The organism is Clostridium celatum DSM 1785 (genome assembly GCF_000320405.1).
Lineage (GTDB): Bacteria > Bacillota > Clostridia > Clostridiales > Clostridiaceae > Clostridium > Clostridium celatum.
The window spans coordinates 1-19,293 of record NZ_KB291618.1 but is presented as its reverse complement, the minus strand read 5'-3'; the positions used below and the strand labels follow the sequence as shown (position 1 = coordinate 19,293).

The window sequence follows — 19,293 nt, the reverse complement described above, 5'->3', positions numbered from 1 at the left end:
AGATACAGATATGGCAAGTGGAGGTAATACAGTAGTTGCTAAAATTGGTCTTGATGATAAAGGATTTCAAGATGGTATAAGTAAAGTTCAAAGAAGTTTAAAACTTGTCCAAAGTGAGTTTGCTGCTGCAAGCACTAAGATGGGTGTCTATGGTAAAGTAACAGAAACCTTGAAACTAAAGCAAGATACATTAAACAAGCAGATGGAACTTCAAAAGCAAAAGGTAGCAGCACTATCCAAAAGTTATCAAGAAAGTGCAGAGACAAAAGGTGAAGATGCTAAAGCTACTGAAAACTTAAAGATTAAATTAGATTATGCTCAAGCAGAGCTTAATAAGATGGAAAATGAACTTAAAAGTGTTAATCAGGAGCTTAAAGTTCAAAGTAGCGGCTGGACTCAAATGGGTAAAACTTTTGAGGGGATTGGCAACAAAATGAAAACTGTAGGTGAAGGGTTTTCTAGTGTAGGTAAAACACTTTCTATGTCTGTAACTGCACCTATAGTTGCAGCTGGTACAGGTCTTTATAAATTAGCTACAGATTTTGAAAAAGCTAATAATACTATAAGAATTGGAACAGGTGCTACAGGAGAATCTCTTAAAGGATTAGAAAATGACTTCAAGGCAGTGTACACTACAGTGAATACTACAATGAGTGATGCTAGCCAAGTAATAGCAGATTTAAACACAAGAACAGGATTAAGTGGAGAATCACTACAAGAATTATCTACACAAATGTTAAGACTAGCAAAGATAACAGGTGAGGATATAAACACACTTATTCCAGCTGCTACAAGAATGTTTCAGGATGCAGGGATAAGTACAGAAGATTATGCAGAGGCATTAGACTATACCTTTAAGGTTAGCCAAAGTACAGGAATAGGAGTTTCAAGACTTCAAGAGTTAATGACTAAGTTTGGTGGGCCACTTAGACAAATGGGATTTGATTGGCAGACTTCAGCAGCTATGCTTGGTAAGTTTGAAAAGGAAGGTGTAAATACAGAACTTGTACTTGGAAGTTTAAGAATTGCACTTGGAAAGATGGCTAAGGAAGGAATAAGTGAACCTAATAAAGCACTTGCAGAAATGATAGAAAGAATTAAAGAAGCTGGTACAGCTGGTGAAGCAAATACTTTAGCTATGGAGATGTTTGGAGCAAAAGCAGGACCAGATATGGCAGCTGCTATTAGAGAAGGTAGATTAAACCTTGATGAATTAATAAGTAGTATAGAAAGTAGTCCAGAAACAATAGAAAAAGCTGCAAAGGATACGGAAACTATAAGTGATAAGTTTGTAATATTAAAAAACCAAATGGCTGTAGCTTTAGAACCTTTAGGCAAAAAGTTAATTGAAGCTGTAGAGGGAGCTATGCCATCTATAGAAAGATTAATTCAAGCAGTTACAGGTATTATTGAAAAGTTCACATCACTAAGTCCAGCACAACAAGATTTGATAATAAAGTTTGCAATGATAGCTGCAGCTATAGGTCCCGTAGTAAGTATTATTGGAAAAGTTATTAGTGTTGGGGGTTCATTATTCACAACTTTTGGATCGATATCCACAGCTATAGGAGCAGCAAGTGGAGCAACAGGGGCTTTAGGAACTGTCCTTACAGCGTTAACAGGACCAATAGGAATAGTTATTGGAGTAATAGCAGGTCTTATTGCTATATTTGTTACTTTATATAATAGCAATGAAGAGTTTAAAAATGTAGTTAACGCTACTTGGAATGAAGTCAAAAATATAATAGGTGGAATTATAGATGGACTAAAAGAATTATTTAAAGTCTTTATTGAATTTGCAAAACAAATATGGAGTCAATGCGGAGATAGTATTGTAAATGTAATAACCAGTGCTTTTACATTAATATCTACTGTTATAAAAAACACACTTGAAGTTATAAAAGGTGTTATTAACATAGCAGTGAATATTTTTAAAGGTGATTCGCAAGGTGCATGGGAAGCTATTAAAAATCTAACATCAACTGTATGGGAAAATATGAAGACCATAATATCTACTACACTAGATTTGATAAAGGGAATAATTAACACTACATTAGAACTAATAAAAGCAATAATATCAACAGTGTGGGAAGCTATTAAAGGGATAACCACAGCTGTGTGGAATAGCATAAAAGCTACAACATCAAGTGTTTGGGAATCTATAAAAAATAGTATTTCTACAATAATAGATTCAATGAAAAATACAATAACAACTGTATTTAATGCTATTAATTCAGTGGTAACTAGTATATGGAATGGAATTAAAACTATAACGACAAATACTTGGAATAGTATAAAGAGTACGACATCAACTATATGGGAAGGAATTAAAAGTGTAATTTCTAATGTTGTAAATGGGGTTAAAAATGTAATATCAACGGTGTTTAATTCTATTAGCTCAACGATATCAGGAATTTGGAACGGCATTAAAAATACTACCACAAGTGTTTGGAATGGAATTAAAACTGCAATTACTACACCAATAGATGCAGCAAAGAATACGGTTAAAGGAGCGTTAGATTCAATAGCTAGTTTCTTTAGAAATTTAAGATTGCCAGAAATAAAAATACCTAAAATTAAATTACCTCACTTTAGTTTAAGTGGAGAGTTTAGCTTAGTACCACCAAGTGTACCAAAACTATCAGTTAGTTGGTATGCCAAAGGTGGTATTTTTAATTCTCCAAGTGTTATAGGTGTTGGTGAAGCTGGTACAGAAGCAGTATTGCCTATAGATAGATTAGATGATTTATTAGCTAAGGCATTGCAAAAAGTAAATGGAACATCAAATGAAAATAGTAATAGTACATTTACGCTGTATATTGAAAACTTCATAAATAATACTGAAAAAGATATAGAACAATTAGCTTATGAGTTAGAGTTCTATAGACAAAGAATAACTATGGGAAGAGGTGGTAAATAGATGTTTAGTTTTAATTTTAGAGGTAAAAACAGCTTTTCAGATTATGGAGTATATATTTCTAAAAGACCAGCTATACCATCTCCTAAAAGAAGAATTACTAACGTAGTTATTCCAGGAAAAAGTTCAAGCTTGAGGTTTGATGAGAATACTTATGAAGATATTACTATTGCTGTGGAATCTTCAATTAAAGATAAAGTATTACCAAATAAAATAGATGAAATAAAAGAATGGCTATTGTCATATGGAGAAAGTAATTTAATTTTTAGCAATCAAGATAATAAAAAGTATATAGCTCAAGTAGTTAATGTAATAGATTTTACACAGGTACTAAAGTATATTTCAAAGTTTGTTATAGTTTTTAATTGCAGACCTTTTAAGTATGAAGTAGAAAGTGATGTTATTGAAATGACAGCAGAAGGAAGTGTAACAAATCCAGGAAGTATATATTCAGAGCCAATAATTAAGATATTTGGTAGTGGAGATATTAATTTAACTATTAATTCAGAAGTTATAAAGTTAAAAGAAGTTACAAATCATATTATTTTAGATAGTGTTCAGCAAAATTGCTATAACGAAGCTACAGATAATTTGAATAATAAAATGACTGGTGAATTTCCTAAGTTTGAAATAGGAGAAAACAATATATCATGGACAGGTAGTGTTTCCAAAGTGGAGGTTATTCCAAATTGGAGGTGGCTATAAGTGTTATGCATATATGATAAAAAAACTATTAAAGGTAATTTTGATAATAATGGACTTGGAGTTTTAAATGAACCAATATTAGCAGAAGTAACAGAAGAGTTAAATGGACAATATTATTTAGAAATAGAATATCCAGCCAATTCAAAGAAGGCAATATATCTTAAAGAATTTAATATAATAAAAGCTGATAATCAGTTATTTAGAATTTATAAAGTTGAAAAAGTCCAATCTGCTGATAAAAGAGTAAAAGCATATGCTAATCATATATATTATGATCTAGCTAATTATTTTATTGAAGATGAAAGACCAACTAATGCTTCAGTAAAAACAGCAATGCAAAAAGCTATGATAAGTGATTTATCTACAATATATAGTGTAGATAGTGATATTATTATTCCTAATACTTTATATATGGTAGAACTTAGTCCAGCTGAAGCTATGTTTAAGATAATTGATAGATGGGGTCAAGGAGAATTAGTTAGAGATAATTATGATATAAAAATACTAAAGCAAAGAGGGGAAGATAATGGTGTACTTATAAAGTATGGGAAAAATATTAGTGGGTTAAAAATAACAATAGACACTACTGATGTTGTCACAAAAATATATCCCAAAGGAGCTAATGGAATAAGACTTTATGAGAAATACATTAATGTTCCAAATTGGGATAGTGATTTATATCCACCATTTCCTATTATAAAGAAAGTTGAAATTAAGGAAGCAGAAGATGAAGTTACTCTAAGAAAGGTAGCAACTGAATTAGCAAAAACCATAGGGTTAAGCTCAATTAATATACAAGTTGATTTTATAGAGTTAAGTAAGAGTAGAGAATATTTAAGATTTAAGGATTTAGAAAAAGTTAATGTTGGAGATATTGTAACTGTTAGACACAGTGAATTTGATATTGACGTTAAGGTTAAAGTTATTAAGATAAAAAAGGATTTACTTACAGGTATAAACACAAAAGTTGAATTAGGACAACCATTAGGAGATTTTCTTAAATCAATGGACCCAGCAGCATTGATAAAAAGTGCTACAGATGAATTAGGCAATCAAGTTGCTCAGGCATTAACCTCAATGCTTTACTATGGAAATCCATTAGAGTTAACAGTAAGTACTACTGAAATTCAGCCAATGTATTTAGGAGTAAGTGCTGTTTCAAATACTAATTTAGCTTTAAATGTAGCAATAAGCTGCATAGCAAGTTCAGAGTGTACATTAACAATTAAAATAGAACTAGATAATGTTGAAATACCATTTAAGCCAAAGCAAAAACTTCATCAAGGAGATAATGTTATAGGTATACCTTTAGGAATACCACAGGTTAGTTCAGGTGCACATTATGTAGGAATATATTTAAAAACGGACACAGGTACAGTAAAAATACCTATATATAATATGCAATGTATGATAGATGGTAGGAATCTTCAAGGAGGATTAAGTTCAGAGCTTCCACATGCAGAAGTGAAACAAGAAATTCAATTTGTAAGAGTAGACACGAATTTAAATATAGGAAGTGCCGTAGATATTTTATTTAATGATTTAGTAAATAAAATAATCACTGAGGAAATAAATTATTTCAGTATTAATGGAGAGAAGGCAAGTGATAGTTGTATTGTAGAGTTAAATTAAAAGGGGGTAAGGGTTTTGGAATTTAGAGAAAGTATTGCTTACAATATAGACTTAATAAATGAAGATAGAAAAGAGTTGTTAAAACAAAAACCAAAAGTTCCAACTAGGGGAATTGCAACAGTTGAGTTATTTGATAGTGAAAATGGAGAAAAAATATATGAAGCTAAAACTGAAAATATTATTAATAATTATGTTAGCAAAATAGCATATATGGATTATTTTTATTCAAAGATAAAGGGAAATAGAAATAGTAATTATTATTCGGCTCCATTTCAAAACATAGTTTTAACTAGTTATAGTGGAGAGGAAAGTGCTGATACTCCTTATTATAAAGGTGAGTTAGTTGCTTATGCTGATAAAGCAACTTCATATTCTGGAAGTGATATTTTAAAGGGAACAATAAATACGGCTGAAACCAAATTAGACACAGAGGGAAATGGATTATTACATTTTGTTTTTGATTTTCCTACACATGCTGCTAATGGAACTTTCCAAAGTATATGGTGGATTGGAGATATGACTACTTTACCAACTAAAAAAGAAGAAATCACAGTAGTATGTCCATGTACTAGAACAGATGCTATAGCAGGTGGAAGTAATTATTATGTTGGAAAAGCCATGACTAGATCATCAGATAAATGGGTTTGTATATTAGGAGAGAAAAGTACAAGTAGTTATACATCAATATTTTATCCTAAATATGCATTAATTTTAAATGATGATTTTACCTTTTATAAATATATAGATATTTCAGGAAAATTAAGCAGCAGTATAACTAATACTTTTTGTGGATGGGGAGCTAGTGATAATGGAGTAATTATTATAAATGCCTACAGTAAAACTAATAACTTAGCAATTATAGATATAGATACAGGGCAAGTACAAACATTAAGCCTTGATACAAGTAATATAGGTAGCCAATATGTAAATGTGAATATTAGAGCAAATAAGGTTTATGTAAGTGGAAGTAAATTCAGTGAGTACGTTATAAATGGAGGGACATTAACATTAGTAAGAGACTATGGTAAAGCAACATCATATTTTTTTAGTGATTTTAATGATAGTGTAGCTTTTTTAAGTGAGGATAAAAAGATATGCTATTTAAATAATAATGCAGTGAAAGCAACTCCTATAATAATAGATACATCATCAACTCAAAGGCATTTAAAGTATAGAGTAGATGATAACGAAATAGGATATACCTTAGAACAAATTAAACAAGATGGAGCAAATGTAACTTTGACAATAGGAAAATATTCTATTGGAACACATGTAGGAGCACAAACTTTATTAGCAGCACCGGTAACAAAAACTCCTACTAATACAATGAAAATACAATATGATTTTCAGATACAAAAAATATTGTAATTAAAAGAGAGGTGTATAAAAGGATGAAAGAATTTATTAATGTAGGACAATTTTTCATTACAGTTTTAGGTGGGTTCTTTGGGTGGTTGTTAGGAGGTTTAGACGGTTTAGCGTATGCGTTAGTATTATTTGTGGCAGTAGATTATATTACTGGAATTATGGCTGGAATAGTTGAAAAGAGAATTTCAAGTGAAGTTGGGTTTAAAGGTATATTTAGAAAAGTAGTAATTTTTATATTAGTATCAATAGCTCATATAATTGATTCAAAAATATTAGGGAACGGTAGTGCAATTCGTACAGCCGTTATTTTTTTCTACATTTCTAATGAAGGTATTAGTATTTTAGAAAATGCAGGTAGGGTAGGGTTACCTATCCCAAAGAAACTTATAGATATATTACATCAATTAAATAAGGAGGATGATATTAATGAGTAGATTATGTTTTGATTATGGACATGGAGGAAATGATCCAGGAGCTTGTTATAATGGAAGAAAAGAAAGTAATGATGTTTTAGCAATAGGAAAAGAGGTATCTAAGGAAGTAAGAAGACATGGAGTAATTGTTGATGAGATAAGAACTACTGATACTACTTTAACATTGCAACAAAGAAGTAATTATGAGAATAAAAGTAATTATGATTACTTTATATCATTTCATAGAAATGCATTTAAGCCTGAAGCTGCAACTGGTGTAGAAACTTATACCTATTTAAATCAAGATGCTAGATCTAAGGCTATGGCTGATAAAATACAAGCAGCTATTGTTAATATTGGATTTGTAAATAGAGGTGTTAAGAAAGAAAATTTTCATGTTTTAAGAGAAACAAAAGCCCCAGCGGTATTAATTGAATTAGGATTTTTAGATAATTCAAGGGATAATAGTTTATTTGATAGTAAGCAAAAAGAAATAATTAAAGCTGTTTCAAAAGCTATATTATCTCAATTAGGAATAACTTATAAAGAAGAATCTGTTAGCAATTCTAGTAATGGTAAAACATTATATAGAGTTATGGCAGGTTCTTTTTCTATTAGAGAAAATGCAGATAAGCAGGTTCAAAAGCTTAAAGCCGGTGGATTTGATGCAACTGTTATGATTTTTAATAAATAGAATTAATATGGATAATGTTGACTTATATAAATTTCAGAGTGATATGTAGTAATAAATTTATATAAGTCGATTTAGGAGGATTCATATGACTAATAATGAAAAAGAAAAAATAAAGGTTTTCAGGGAAAAAGGATATAGTTATTCTAAAATAGCAGTAGCTTTAGAGATATCAGAGAATACGGTAAAGGCTTTTTGTAGACGAAATAATTTAGGTGGAGTAAGAGCAAGTAGAGTTAATACTAAGATAGAGGAACATATTAAATGTAAGCAGTGTGAAAAGGAATTAGAGCAAAGTGAGAAAGGTAAAAGAAAAAAGTTCTGTTCTGATAAATGTAGGAGACAATGGTGGAAAGAACATGATTATTGTATTGATAGAAAAGCATATTATACATTAACTTGTTCTGAGTGTGGTAATAAGTTTAAAAGCTATGGAAATAAGAATAGGAAGTATTGTAGTCATAATTGTTATATTAAGAAACGTTTTGGTAAAGGGGATAGGGAAAATGAATGAAGAACAATTTAATCGTGAAAAGAATTATAGAGTAGCAATAGCTATAGCAAAATCAATGCTAGTAAAAGAAATAATAGATAAAAAGGATTATAAGAAAATAAATAAGTTATTAGTTAAAAAATATAATCCTGTAGTTGGGGCTTTATAACTTGATTTATATATTTAGTAGAGCTAACATTGATACCTGGAAGGAAGTGATTTAATGGAAAGAACTATTAAAGTGATACAAAAAGGAATTTCAAAAATTCCAAGTAAAAAACGTGTAGTTGCTTATGCAAGAGTATCAAATGGTAAGGATGCAATGCTTCATTCACTTTCAGCACAGGTAAGTTATTATAGTAATCTTATTCAAAATAATAATGAATGGAGCTATGTGGGTGTTTATGCAGATGAAGCTGTAACTGGAACTAAGGACAATAGAGAAGAATTTAATAAGTTATTGGATGAATGCAGAAATAGAAAGGTAGATATGATTATAACAAAATCAATTTCTAGATTTGCAAGAAATACAGTAAAGATGTTGGAAACTGTAAGAGAATTAAAAGAGTTAAATGTAGATGTATTTTTTGAAAAAGAGAATATTCATAGTATGAGCGGGGATGGTGAGTTAATGCTTACTATCCTCGCTTCTTTTTCGCAAGAGGAAAGTAGATCAGTAAGTGAAAATTGTAAATGGAGAATAAGAAAAGGATTTGAGCAGGGAGAGCTTATAAACTTAAGATTTATTTATGGTTATAGGATAGACAAAGGGAAAATTGAGATTTATGAGGAAGAGGCTCAAATAGTTAGAATGATTTTTCAGGATTATTTAGATGGATATGGGTGTACAGTAATAGCTAAAAAGTTAAGAGAAATGAAGGTGAAAAAATTAAGGGGTGGAAAATGGAATTCTGAAAGGGTAGCAGACATTATTAAAAATGAAAAATATATAGGTAATGCGTTACTGCAAAAGAAATACGTTAAGGACCACTTGACTAAGAAGCTAATTAAAAATAAAGGAACAATACCACAGTATTATGCAGAAGAAACACATCCTGCAATTATAGATATTGAAACATTTAAAAGAGCTCAAGAAATAATGAAAGTTAATAGGATTAAATATAAATGTGAGCCAGGAAAGAAAAATTATATATTTACTTCTAAAATACAATGTGGAATTTGTGGTAAAAACTATAAGCATAAAGATAGAAATGGAAGAAGCACTTGGGTTTGTTCAAATCATCATAAGTATGGAGATGAAGGGTGTATAGCAAAGCCAATATGTGAAGAACAATTAATAAAGATACTTAGTGTAGTATTACAGATAAAAGAGTTTGATGAAGATATATTTAATGAGACTATAGAGAAAATAAAGATTGAAGAAAGCAGAACAGTAATTGTGATTTTAAAAAATGGAAAGGTAATAAAGAAAGGAATGGTTTAAATGACAACGGCAAGAAGGGTAACAATGATACCAGCAGTAGAAACTTTTGCTACAGTATCTAGTGAAGGTAGTTTAAGATTAAAAAGGGTAGCAGCTTATGCAAGAGTTTCTACTGATAATGAAGAGCAGCTTTCAAGTTATGAAGCACAGGTAGATCATTACACAGGATATATTCAAAGTAATAATCAATGGAAGTTTGTAGAGGTCTATGCTGATGAAGGTATATCAGCAACAAGCACCAAAAAGCGTGATGGATTTAATAGAATGATTAAAGATGCTTTAGCAGGAAAAATAGATTTAATAATAACTAAATCAGTATCAAGGTTTGCAAGAAATACAGTAGATACATTAACTACAGTTAGAAAGCTAAAGGATAAAGGGGTAGAGGTATATTTTGAAAAGGAGAATATCTACACATTAGATAGTAAAGGAGAATTGCTGATCACGATAATGTCCAGCTTGGCTCAAGAGGAAAGTAGGTCAATTTCAGAAAATGTTACATGGGGACAAAGAAAGAGATTTGCAGATGGAAAAGTAAGCTTACCCTATAAGCAATTCCTAGGATATGAAAAAGGTGAAGATGGATTACCTAAGATAGTAGAATCAGAAGCTAAGACAGTAAGATTAATATATAAAATGTTTTTAGAGGGAACAGCAGGAACAACAATAGCTAAGTACTTAAGTGAAAATAACATTCCATCACCAGCAGGAAAAAAAGTGTGGAGTGAAAGTACTATTAGAAGTATTCTTCATAATGAAAAATATAAGGGAGATGCAATTCTTCAAAAGAGCTTTACTGTAGATTTTCTTACTAAAAAGAAGAAAGTTAATGAGGGAGAAGTTCCACAGTACTATGTTGAGAATAGTCATCCAGCAATAATAAGTGCAGAAGTATTTGATTTAGCACAAGCTGAATTTGAAAGGCGAAGAAGTGATAGAGGATTGAGAAGAAGTAATTCTTGCTTTTCTGGGAAGATAATATGTGGTGAGTGTGGTGGATTTTATGGGAGTAAGACTTGGCACTCTAATAGTAAATATAGAAAGGTTGTATGGAGATGCAACCATAAGTATGATAACAATGAAAGGTGTAAAACACCACATATATATGAAGACAAGCTTAAAGAATTATTTGTTAAAGCTTTTAATGAGATGATAGAAAATAAAGATGAGATATTGAGAGATTATAAAGAAATAATTGATAGGTTAGGTGATACTTCAAAACTAGAAAAAGAGAAGTTGCAATTAGAAAATGAAGCTGAAATTTTGATAGAGTTACTTAAAAAACAAGTAGAAAGAAATGCACATGCAGCATTAAATCAAGAAGAGTATGAAGAAAAATATAATGAATTAGTTACTAAGTATGAGGAAGTAAAGAATAGAGTAGAAGAGGCAGAGAAAAATGTATTTAAGCAAAAGATTAAGTTTGAAAATATAAAAGAGTTTATAGGAAGATTAGAAAAGTGTAATGAGTTAATTACAGGGTTTGATGAAGGAATATGGAATAGTGTTATTAATAAAATTGAAGTAAATTCCAAAGATGAAATAGTATTTGAATTTAAGAATGGTAATGTATATTCTACAGGGGATGGCTTTATTTGAATATCTATAAAGGAATAAAAGCAATAGAATTGGGAACAATAAAGAAATGATAATAGGTTAATATTGTAATTTGTGATATAATTTACTTAAAATTTTAAATTAATAGAAAATTTTCAAGTAACTAGCTAGGAGGCACAGAGGATGATAGATATTACTATTAATATTACAGATTACATAACAATCGAACAAATTACGAATGAATTTAACAAAATTAATAATAAAAGAGAAGAATACACGCTTAATTTAGTATTATATAAATTTGTACAACCCGAGACTTTAGCTGTTATAGTATCACTATACAAATATAAAATATCAGAAGAATACACAATTTCTATAATTATAAAAAATTCTAATAGTTATGCAGAAAGGCTAGATTTTTATAAGCATTTAAATAAAGAAACGGTAGTTAATAACTATAGATATAGTAGTGAGGGAAGATTTGTTGAGATTACAAACTTTGATAATACTAATAGTATAGAATTAGTTAATGAGGTAATGAAAATTTTTAGAAATAATCTTGAGTTAGAAGAATCAGTTTTTAAGATGTTAAATTATTGTTTTTTTGAAGTTGTAGATAATGTTCAAAATCATGCTGATTCTAATATTGGTGGATTTTTAGTTGCACAACGATATCCGACAGGACGTAAATTATGTATCTCAATAATTGATTGTGGTAAGGGAATATATAGAAGTTTAACAGAAAATGATAAAAGCGAGTATAGCAATCTAACAGAAGAAGAGGCTATTTCTTATTGTATAAGAGAATCGGTTACTAATGGAAAAGGTATGGGGAATGGGCTTTATCATACTACTAGGTTTATTGAGTTAAATGATGGGAAATTAATGATATACTCAGGAAATAAAAAGCTGATAATAGAAAATAATGAAAAGGAAATAAGGGATATACCATATTTTAATGGTACGATAGTATCACTTCAAATAGAGATGGATAATGAGGTTAGGCTAGAAGATATATTTGGAGAAAATATTCCAGTAAGTGTTGATGAAGCAGAAGACATGGTTTTTGATTTGTGGTAAAGGAGAATAATATGATTATAAGATTTTGTGAATTAGGAATTTCTTTAGGAACAAGAGATTTAGGAAATAAATTAAGAGAGAAAATTGAAGAGTCTATTGAGAATAATGACAAGGTTATTTTTGATCTAGATAATATTGAAATATTATCAAATTCATTTGCAGATGAATGTTTTGCTAAACTATTATTAAAGTTTGATTTCGATACAATAAAGAAAAATACGTCTTTTATTAATGGTAATAATAGTAATAATACTATTATTTTAAAAGCATTTAAAGATAGAATGAAAAAAATTAACAAAGAATCTTAGTTATACTTTTTAGCAGAATACAGTTTAGTGTAATTGTAAAAATAACATTAAAATGTATCCAAGCTTTAGTCATTAGACATGAAACCCACTAAAATCTAAATTGATTTTAGTGTGTTTATTTATATTATTTTGAGATTTAGATATAGTAATATATAATTAAAGCATAAAGCTAATAAGGAAGTATGAGAAACTTATGAAGAAACGTGAAATAAAGTATCCAATAGAATTAGTAGTTTCATTATTGTGTGATAAATGGAAATTTATAATATTGTGTAAGTTAAGAAAAGGTACAAAGAGGTTTGGTGAGCTTCAAAATGAAATTGGAAATATAAGTGCAAAAGTTTTAACAGCACAACTAAAGGAATTGGAAAGGAATGGATTTATAAAAAGAGAAGTTTACTCAGAAGAAGTACCAATAAAAGTGGAATATTCGTTAACAGAATTAGGTCAAAGCTTATATCCAATAATGGAATCTATGTTTGATTGGGGAATGAAAAATAAAGATAAATTTACAGAAGAATATAATATTATTATTGATGAAAATTTGAAATTTTCAAAGTAATAACAAATCAATCCGTATCATTAAAAATTTGATACGGATTAATTTTTAAGCTAAGAATGTTTCAGGAACCTTTTCATTGTGTGCAAAATTAGCAATAAGCATATTCTGCATATTTTTATAAGGTTCTGAAGTCATTGCTTTAGCATTTAAGGGACATCTCTTAACACAGCTATTACACTTTATGCATTTAGAAATATCAATAGTTCTGTAGTCTAAAAAGTCTATAGCACTAGTTGGACAGTGTTTTGCACATATTCCACAAGTAACACATTTTTCATTAGTTTCAGGAGCAAATGGCATAGATGGAATATTCTTTTCTACATATGGCATGCTTCCGGGTAGGGTTAAAGAATTTAAATCTGATAATGAGTTAATTTCTTTTAATCTTTTTATAATTTTACATCCAAAATCAGAAGCAGTTTTTAAATCTTCAGCATGTGGTCTTCCAGTAGCTAATTTACTTGTTGATGAATGTTCTGTAATAAAGGTAGCAGCACCTAATCCTATAAATCCTTTTGAGGTAAAAATATCATATTGCTCTAATAAGGCATCTTCATAATCTCTATTACCATAAGTAGTTATAAATACCCCAAGTGTATTGTTAGCAGTAATCTTATCTAGAAAATTATGTAGTAATCTTGGAAATCTTCCAGCATAAGTTGGCATACCTACTATAACTAAATCATCACTAGAAAAAGTTATGTTATTAGTTCTGTTTTGTGGCAATGTTATATCAAATTCTTCATAGTTTGAATCAATAGATTCGGCTATAGCTTTAACAATTTTTTTAGTTCCACTAGTAGGGCTAAAATATAATATTTTTAAATTTTTATTCATATAAATCATTCCTTCTATTTTGATAAAATTACTATATCAAACAGGTGAAATATTAACAATAATGTACTTTTTAGTAAGGTAGTTACCAAAGGGTAAGTAAGCCGTTAGTGAAATTATGGAAACAAAGTATTTATATGAGGAGTCAATATTAGCGGGAAGTGATCATGCATTAATAACATCTATTATAGCTATTACAAAATAAAATTTACAATGTATGTAAAAGTAAGTTATAATAAAAGCCGATTATTTAGTTATTTAGAAAAATAACTAAGCGATTGGAATAAAGATAAAGTATTGACAAAAAATCAAGAAGATATAACTATTATAATATCTAAAGACATTGGAGGATGGTCATAGAGATGAAGATAGCAGTATGTGAGGATGAAGCTAAAGAAATTGATTTTCTTAATGTTAAAATTAAAAAATGGGCAAAAGAAAAAAATATTGATGTATCAATTGATAACTTTACAACAGCAGAATTATTTTTGTTTGAATGGTCTGATTATGATAAATATGACATAATATTTTTAGATATAAAATTAAGTAAGATGTCAGGAATCGAGTTATCAAATATAATAAGAGAAAAAAATAATAAGGTTGATATTGTATTTGTAACAGGATTTTTTAAATATGCATTACATGGATATAGGGTGGGGGCATTACAATATCTAATAAAGCCTATAGAAAGTTCTGATTTATATTTCTGTTTGGACAAGTCCTTAAATAGAATAACTAATGAATTTAAAGAATCTATACTTATTTTAGAGACAACTAAAAAAACTATTAAATTAGATTATAATGATATAAATTATTGTATAATGTTTTCACCTTATATAGATATTCATACAAATTCAGGGAAAATAACACTAAGAAAGAAAATAAGTGAAATAGAAGAAGTATTACCTAGTGAATATTTTATAAGATGCCATAGATCGTACATAGTAAATGTAAAGTATATAAAAGCGATAATAAAAAATAACGTATTGCTAGTAAGTGGTTTAAAAATACCAATAAGTAGAGGAAGGTATAAAGAAGTAAATGACGCTTTTATAAATTATATATGTCAATAAAGCTTGAGGTAATTATATGATTGATTTATTTGTGATGGAAGTAATTGGTGAATTTATAAATGTTCTTATTATGATGTATTTTTTTAATAAGGTTATGCCACCTAAAAATAAAAGATATAGTCAAGTATGTACAATAATTATGATAATTATTTATACATTAATACCATCCGATTACACCAATAACGTAATTTTTAATATACAAGGAAATGGAATAATTTTATTTATTTTTGGTTATTATATTTTATTATTAATATACCCTATTGTATTTAGGAGAGGGAGAATGTCAGAAAAATTTTTTTTATCATCAGTTTATCTTACTATTATGTTAATAATTTCTTTTATAGTATTAATAGTAGTTGCAGAAATATTCAATACAACTATAGCTGAAATAGCTTTTTACGGTAATTATAAGAAAAGTGTAGCAATGCTTATTAATAGATTTATTCAATTTATATGTATTAGTATATTGGCAAATAATATAGGTTTTATAAAATATATAAAAAATAAAACTTTATATGTAGGAGGAACTATTTTAGTTTTACACCATATATTAATATTTATAATGGAAAGAGACTTAGTTGAAAGATTAGATAGAATAAATATAAATATTATAATAATAGTGTCTAGTTTATGTATAATTCAAATATTATTAATATATGTTTTAAATACATTCTCAAAAGAAACTGAAGAGAAGTTTTTGTTAAAAATGGAATTGGACCGTAAAATGCATGATGAAGAAATTATAAATATGTACACAAGAATGATAAGATGGAAGCATGATGTTAGAAATCATATAAGTATGATTTTAGGATTATTAGAAGCAGGTACAAAGGAAGAAGTTATTTCATATATAAATGAAATAACTAGTAATATTATTAAGCTTGATAAAAATATGTATTCAAATAATATAGCTATAAATTCTATATTAATGAGTAAAATGAAAATGGCAGAAGAAAAAAATATAAAGGTAAATTTAAATCTGAAAATAGATTCAGAAATAAAAATTTCTAATGTAGATATATGTATTATTATAGGTAATCTGTTGGATAATTCCATAGAAGCCTGTGATGTTATTGAGGAAGATAAATTTATAGATTTAAAAATAGCTTCTGAAATGAATAGATTAGTAGTTAAGATAAGTAATAATACTAATGGATATGTCAATGAAGTAAATGGTAAATTCTTAACTACGAAGCATAGTAATATGCATGGTATTGGGCTAATTCAAGTTGATAAAGTTGTTAAAAAATATAATGGATATATTAATAGAAAACATGAAAATAATATATTTACTACATATCTAATGGTTTAATATAAAATTTAATTATAACATATTGAAGGATACTGATTTTAAACAGTATCCCTTTATTTTTTTATGTTTAAATTATTTAATAATGCAATTTAGGTACAAAAATAGTCATTTAGCGACAAATTGAAAATAAATTAAAATAAATAAAGTAAAATGATTAATATAACAATATTTTGCATGAAAAATTAATGTATAGAAAAAAATATATAAGTTTATTTAATATATTAATTAAAATATTAATTTACATCAAAGTAGATTTAACAGTGAGAGGTTTTAATGTATACGATATTAAGAATGTTCATTATATTTATTTTATTAAATATTTTCATGCCTATAAACTCAGTTGGGGCAATATTAAATGAGGCGAAATTTGAAAATATATCTATTGATGAAGGGCTTTCAAATGAAAATGTAACTTCAATATTTCAAGATAGTAGAGGTTATATGTGGATAGGAACAAAAGATGGACTTAATAAATATGATGGGCAAATAATAAAAATATATAACTGTAATGTTAAGAGTGAAAATACTTTGAGTTCCACTTACATAATGGATATAGAAGAAGATGTTTATGGGAATATGTGGATAGCTACTGATAATGGATTGGATTTTTTGATGGCCGATACAGGTGTCATTGTAAGAATGAAGGATAGAAAAGATAAGTATAACTTAGGGGAGTTAAGTATAACATCACTAATAAAGAGTAAATATGACGAAAATATTATGTGGGTAGGAACGGAAAATGGATTAATGAAAATAGATGTTAGAAATAACTCAATTCAAACTTTTTATCATGATCCAAGTGATTTAAACTCATTAACAAATTCATCAATAACTTGTTTAGAAGAGGGGGAGGATATTTTATGGGTTGGAACTAAACAAGGGTTAAATATAATAGATAAAGATTTAAAAGTAAGCAGTAACAGAAGTGATAGTAGTACAGATAAATTATTTATTTCAAATATGACCATGGATGAAAATGGTAATTTGTGGATATCTACTAAAGAAGGTATTTTTATTTATAACATAAAAGAAGAGAGAAGAGATTATATATATATAATTGATAGTGAGAGTATTAAAGAATACAATATCACTAAAAATAGTATAAATAGCATTTACGAATTTAATGGTAAAAAAGTTAAATTCTATAATAACTATGTTTTTAATGATAGTAATAATAACATATGGATATCTAGTAGTAATGGTGTGATAAGATATTCAAGTGAGAACGAGAAATTTGATATATTAAAAAAAGATGAACTATCTAAAAATTCAATTAGTAGTAATATTATAACCTGCTTTTATGAAGATTTTAATGGTACAATGTGGATTGGAACGGATAAGGGGATTAATATATTAAATGAAAATATTATATTTAAAAGTATTAATAAATATGACAACAATGCAGTAGCTATATTAAATCATAATGATTATATATGGATAGGTACTAAATTTTATGGTATATATATCTATGATTATAAGACTAGTGAGCTAGTAGATGTTTTATATGAAGAAGAAAATTTTAATTTAAAGGATAGATATATAAGATCTATGTTTGAAATTAATAATAAATATATTATTGCTGTTACCAATAAAGAGTTAATATACTTTGATACCGAGGATAATTCTTATAGTGAAATACTTATTGGAGATGATTATTATTCAGAATTGAGCTATATGTATAGTGATTGGGAGAATATCTGGATAGCAACAACAACGGATTTTTACTCTTACAATATAAGTTCTGGAGAAAAGACATATTATAGCGAAAATATGAAAGAGTTTGGGATAAATCCAGGAAACATAAAATATATACTTCAAGATAATAAAGATGAAGATATTATTTGGTTAGGTGGAGTTAATATTGGATTAATAAAATACCATAAACAAAATGGTGTTATGGACAAATATGTAAGAGAAACTTTAAATGAGAATTCGTTAATAAATGATTATATAAATTGTATGGTATTTGATTCTAGTGATAACTTATGGATAGGCACCAATATAGGATTAAGCAAATTTAATTTAAAAACAAATGAATTTACTTCGTATACTACAGCTGATGGATTAACTAATAACTTTATTAATTCTATTTTAGTTGATGATAATGGTGATATTTGGATAAGTACTAATAAAGGATTAAATAAATTTGATATAGAAGAAGAAGTTTTTACAAATTTCACAAAAATGGATGGTTTACATGCATATCAATTCAATTTAAATTCAAGCTTAAAACTTGATTGTGGATATATAATGTTTGCTAGTACAGAAGGAATTACATATTTTAATCCAAGCGAATTAAAAGATTATAAAACATATAATAATGAAGTTGTAATTGGAGATATATATGTTGGTAAAAATAAAGTTGTATATGATGGAGATGAATTAGTTTTAGAGCATAACTACAAAAATTTGTATATTAGTTATTTTTTACCCAACTATGAAAGGATAAATAGTATAACTTATGAATATATGCTTGAAGGGTTCGATTCAGATTGGATATATATTGATTCAAGAAATCAGTTAGATTTTAAATATCTAGAATCAGGAACTTATACTTTAAAAATACGAGCTAGAGATGGACAAGGTAAAAAGACAAAGGAAACAAGTATTAAAATAAGAGTAAAAAATCCAATATGGAAAACCCAGTTAGCATATATTATATATATATCTATAATAATAGCATTGTTCATTTGTATATTTAATTATGTTAAGATACTACGTCATTTGGTTAATCAAAAAACTATTAAGTTAAATAAACAATTAGAAGAAAATAAAAGATTAAGTAAAGAAATAATAAATAAAGAAAAATTTAAAAATAATTATTTTGTAAATTTATCTCATGAGCTTAGAACACCAATAAATGTTATAGGATCAATGGTGTTAGTATAAAGTAGTGGACACATT

Annotated in this window: 17 protein-coding genes; 16 read left to right on the top strand and 1 reads right to left on the bottom strand. The window is 27.9% G+C overall.

The window, feature by feature from the left end:
* The first annotated feature begins 10 nt into the window (after positions 1 to 10).
* The 13 genes from HMPREF0216_RS04130 (at position 11) to HMPREF0216_RS04075 (ending at position 13,170) form a co-directional block, all read left to right on the top strand.
* Positions 11 to 2,920, top strand: a complete 2,910-nt coding sequence (locus tag HMPREF0216_RS04130; protein WP_005211525.1) for a phage tail tape measure protein — start codon at positions 11 to 13, stop codon at positions 2,918 to 2,920.
* On the top strand, positions 2,921 to 3,622 hold the full coding sequence (locus tag HMPREF0216_RS04125) for a distal tail protein Dit (protein WP_005211523.1): 702 nt from the start codon (positions 2,921 to 2,923) through the stop codon (positions 3,620 to 3,622).
* On the top strand, positions 3,623 to 5,254 hold the full coding sequence (locus tag HMPREF0216_RS04120; RefSeq protein WP_005211520.1) for a phage tail spike protein: 1,632 nt from the start codon (positions 3,623 to 3,625) through the stop codon (positions 5,252 to 5,254). It abuts the gene before it with no gap.
* A 15-nt stretch (positions 5,255 to 5,269) separates the two neighbouring features.
* Positions 5,270 to 6,622, top strand: coding sequence for a hypothetical protein (locus HMPREF0216_RS16255; protein WP_005211516.1), 1,353 nt, complete (start codon positions 5,270 to 5,272; stop codon positions 6,620 to 6,622).
* A gap of 23 nt (positions 6,623 to 6,645) precedes the next feature.
* On the top strand, positions 6,646 to 7,056 hold the full coding sequence (locus HMPREF0216_RS04110) for a phage holin family protein (protein WP_005211515.1): 411 nt from the start codon (positions 6,646 to 6,648) through the stop codon (positions 7,054 to 7,056).
* Positions 7,049 to 7,729, top strand: coding sequence for an N-acetylmuramoyl-L-alanine amidase (locus tag HMPREF0216_RS04105; RefSeq protein ID WP_040418832.1), 681 nt, complete (start codon positions 7,049 to 7,051; stop codon positions 7,727 to 7,729). The genes HMPREF0216_RS04110 and HMPREF0216_RS04105 overlap by 8 nt, the downstream gene beginning before the upstream one ends.
* An 85-nt stretch (positions 7,730 to 7,814) precedes the next feature.
* Positions 7,815 to 8,240 (top strand): transcriptional regulator, encoded by a 426-nt coding sequence (locus HMPREF0216_RS04100; RefSeq protein ID WP_005211512.1) that lies wholly within the window; start codon positions 7,815 to 7,817, stop codon positions 8,238 to 8,240.
* Entirely contained in the window at positions 8,233 to 8,388 is a 156-nt protein-coding gene (locus HMPREF0216_RS17305) for an SHOCT domain-containing protein (RefSeq protein ID WP_005211510.1), read from the top strand. The genes HMPREF0216_RS04100 and HMPREF0216_RS17305 overlap by 8 nt, the downstream gene beginning before the upstream one ends.
* Positions 8,389 to 8,442: 54 nt before the next feature.
* Positions 8,443 to 9,663, top strand: a complete 1,221-nt coding sequence (locus tag HMPREF0216_RS04095) for a recombinase family protein (RefSeq protein WP_005211509.1) — start codon at positions 8,443 to 8,445, stop codon at positions 9,661 to 9,663.
* The gene (locus tag HMPREF0216_RS04090; protein WP_005211508.1) at positions 9,664 to 11,262 is read left to right on the top strand and encodes a recombinase family protein; all 1,599 of its coding nucleotides are present in this window, start codon (positions 9,664 to 9,666) and stop codon (positions 11,260 to 11,262) included.
* Between the two features lie 141 nt (positions 11,263 to 11,403).
* Complete coding sequence (locus HMPREF0216_RS04085; protein WP_005211507.1) at positions 11,404 to 12,300, top strand: ATP-binding protein; 897 nt, start codon at positions 11,404 to 11,406, stop codon at positions 12,298 to 12,300.
* A gap of 11 nt (positions 12,301 to 12,311) precedes the next feature.
* Positions 12,312 to 12,608, top strand: a complete 297-nt coding sequence (locus HMPREF0216_RS04080; RefSeq protein WP_040418830.1) for an STAS-like domain-containing protein — start codon at positions 12,312 to 12,314, stop codon at positions 12,606 to 12,608.
* Between the two features lie 193 nt (positions 12,609 to 12,801).
* Positions 12,802 to 13,170, top strand: coding sequence for a winged helix-turn-helix transcriptional regulator (locus HMPREF0216_RS04075; RefSeq protein ID WP_005211505.1), 369 nt, complete (start codon positions 12,802 to 12,804; stop codon positions 13,168 to 13,170).
* Between the two features lie 45 nt (positions 13,171 to 13,215).
* Here the strand turns inward: HMPREF0216_RS04075 and HMPREF0216_RS04070 are convergent, their stop codons facing one another.
* Positions 13,216 to 14,007: an EFR1 family ferrodoxin gene (locus tag HMPREF0216_RS04070; protein ID WP_005211504.1), complete on the bottom strand. Its 792-nt coding sequence runs from the start codon at positions 14,005 to 14,007 to the stop codon at positions 13,216 to 13,218.
* A 359-nt stretch (positions 14,008 to 14,366) separates the two neighbouring features.
* Here HMPREF0216_RS04070 and HMPREF0216_RS04065 point away from each other — a divergent pair, with 359 nt between their 5' ends.
* The 3 genes from HMPREF0216_RS04065 (at position 14,367) to HMPREF0216_RS04055 (ending at position 19,278) form a co-directional block, all read left to right on the top strand.
* Positions 14,367 to 15,077, top strand: a complete 711-nt coding sequence (locus HMPREF0216_RS04065) for a LytR/AlgR family response regulator transcription factor (RefSeq protein ID WP_040418828.1) — start codon at positions 14,367 to 14,369, stop codon at positions 15,075 to 15,077.
* A gap of 280 nt (positions 15,078 to 15,357) precedes the next feature.
* Complete coding sequence (locus HMPREF0216_RS04060) at positions 15,358 to 16,389, top strand: ATP-binding protein (RefSeq protein ID WP_169317568.1); 1,032 nt, start codon at positions 15,358 to 15,360, stop codon at positions 16,387 to 16,389.
* A gap of 273 nt (positions 16,390 to 16,662) precedes the next feature.
* Positions 16,663 to 19,278: a ligand-binding sensor domain-containing protein gene (locus tag HMPREF0216_RS04055; protein ID WP_147576235.1), complete on the top strand. Its 2,616-nt coding sequence runs from the start codon at positions 16,663 to 16,665 to the stop codon at positions 19,276 to 19,278.
* The last annotated feature ends 15 nt before the right edge of the window (positions 19,279 to 19,293 follow it).

What these genes read in the sequence shown, in the direction of transcription:
- HMPREF0216_RS04055 (WP_147576235.1), top strand. Translation starts at nt 16,663, where the DNA reads ATGTATACGATATTAAGAATGTTCATTATATTTATTTTATTAAATATT.
- HMPREF0216_RS04090 (WP_005211508.1), top strand. Translation starts at nt 9,664, where the DNA reads ATGACAACGGCAAGAAGGGTAACAATGATACCAGCAGTAGAAACTTTT.
- HMPREF0216_RS04125 (WP_005211523.1), top strand. Translation starts at nt 2,921, where the DNA reads ATGTTTAGTTTTAATTTTAGAGGTAAAAACAGCTTTTCAGATTATGGA.
- HMPREF0216_RS17305 (WP_005211510.1), top strand. Translation starts at nt 8,233, where the DNA reads ATGAATGAAGAACAATTTAATCGTGAAAAGAATTATAGAGTAGCAATA.
- HMPREF0216_RS04065 (WP_040418828.1), top strand. Translation starts at nt 14,367, where the DNA reads ATGAAGATAGCAGTATGTGAGGATGAAGCTAAAGAAATTGATTTTCTT.
- HMPREF0216_RS04100 (WP_005211512.1), top strand. Translation starts at nt 7,815, where the DNA reads ATGACTAATAATGAAAAAGAAAAAATAAAGGTTTTCAGGGAAAAAGGA.
- HMPREF0216_RS04110 (WP_005211515.1), top strand. Translation starts at nt 6,646, where the DNA reads ATGAAAGAATTTATTAATGTAGGACAATTTTTCATTACAGTTTTAGGT.
- HMPREF0216_RS04070 (WP_005211504.1), bottom strand. Translation starts at nt 14,007, where the DNA reads ATGAATAAAAATTTAAAAATATTATATTTTAGCCCTACTAGTGGAACT.
- HMPREF0216_RS04060 (WP_169317568.1), top strand. Translation starts at nt 15,358, where the DNA reads ATGTCAGAAAAATTTTTTTTATCATCAGTTTATCTTACTATTATGTTA.
- HMPREF0216_RS04130 (WP_005211525.1), top strand. Translation starts at nt 11, where the DNA reads ATGGCAAGTGGAGGTAATACAGTAGTTGCTAAAATTGGTCTTGATGAT.
- HMPREF0216_RS04105 (WP_040418832.1), top strand. Translation starts at nt 7,049, where the DNA reads ATGAGTAGATTATGTTTTGATTATGGACATGGAGGAAATGATCCAGGA.
- HMPREF0216_RS04085 (WP_005211507.1), top strand. Translation starts at nt 11,404, where the DNA reads ATGATAGATATTACTATTAATATTACAGATTACATAACAATCGAACAA.
- HMPREF0216_RS04095 (WP_005211509.1), top strand. Translation starts at nt 8,443, where the DNA reads ATGGAAAGAACTATTAAAGTGATACAAAAAGGAATTTCAAAAATTCCA.
- HMPREF0216_RS04075 (WP_005211505.1), top strand. Translation starts at nt 12,802, where the DNA reads ATGAAGAAACGTGAAATAAAGTATCCAATAGAATTAGTAGTTTCATTA.
- HMPREF0216_RS04080 (WP_040418830.1), top strand. Translation starts at nt 12,312, where the DNA reads ATGATTATAAGATTTTGTGAATTAGGAATTTCTTTAGGAACAAGAGAT.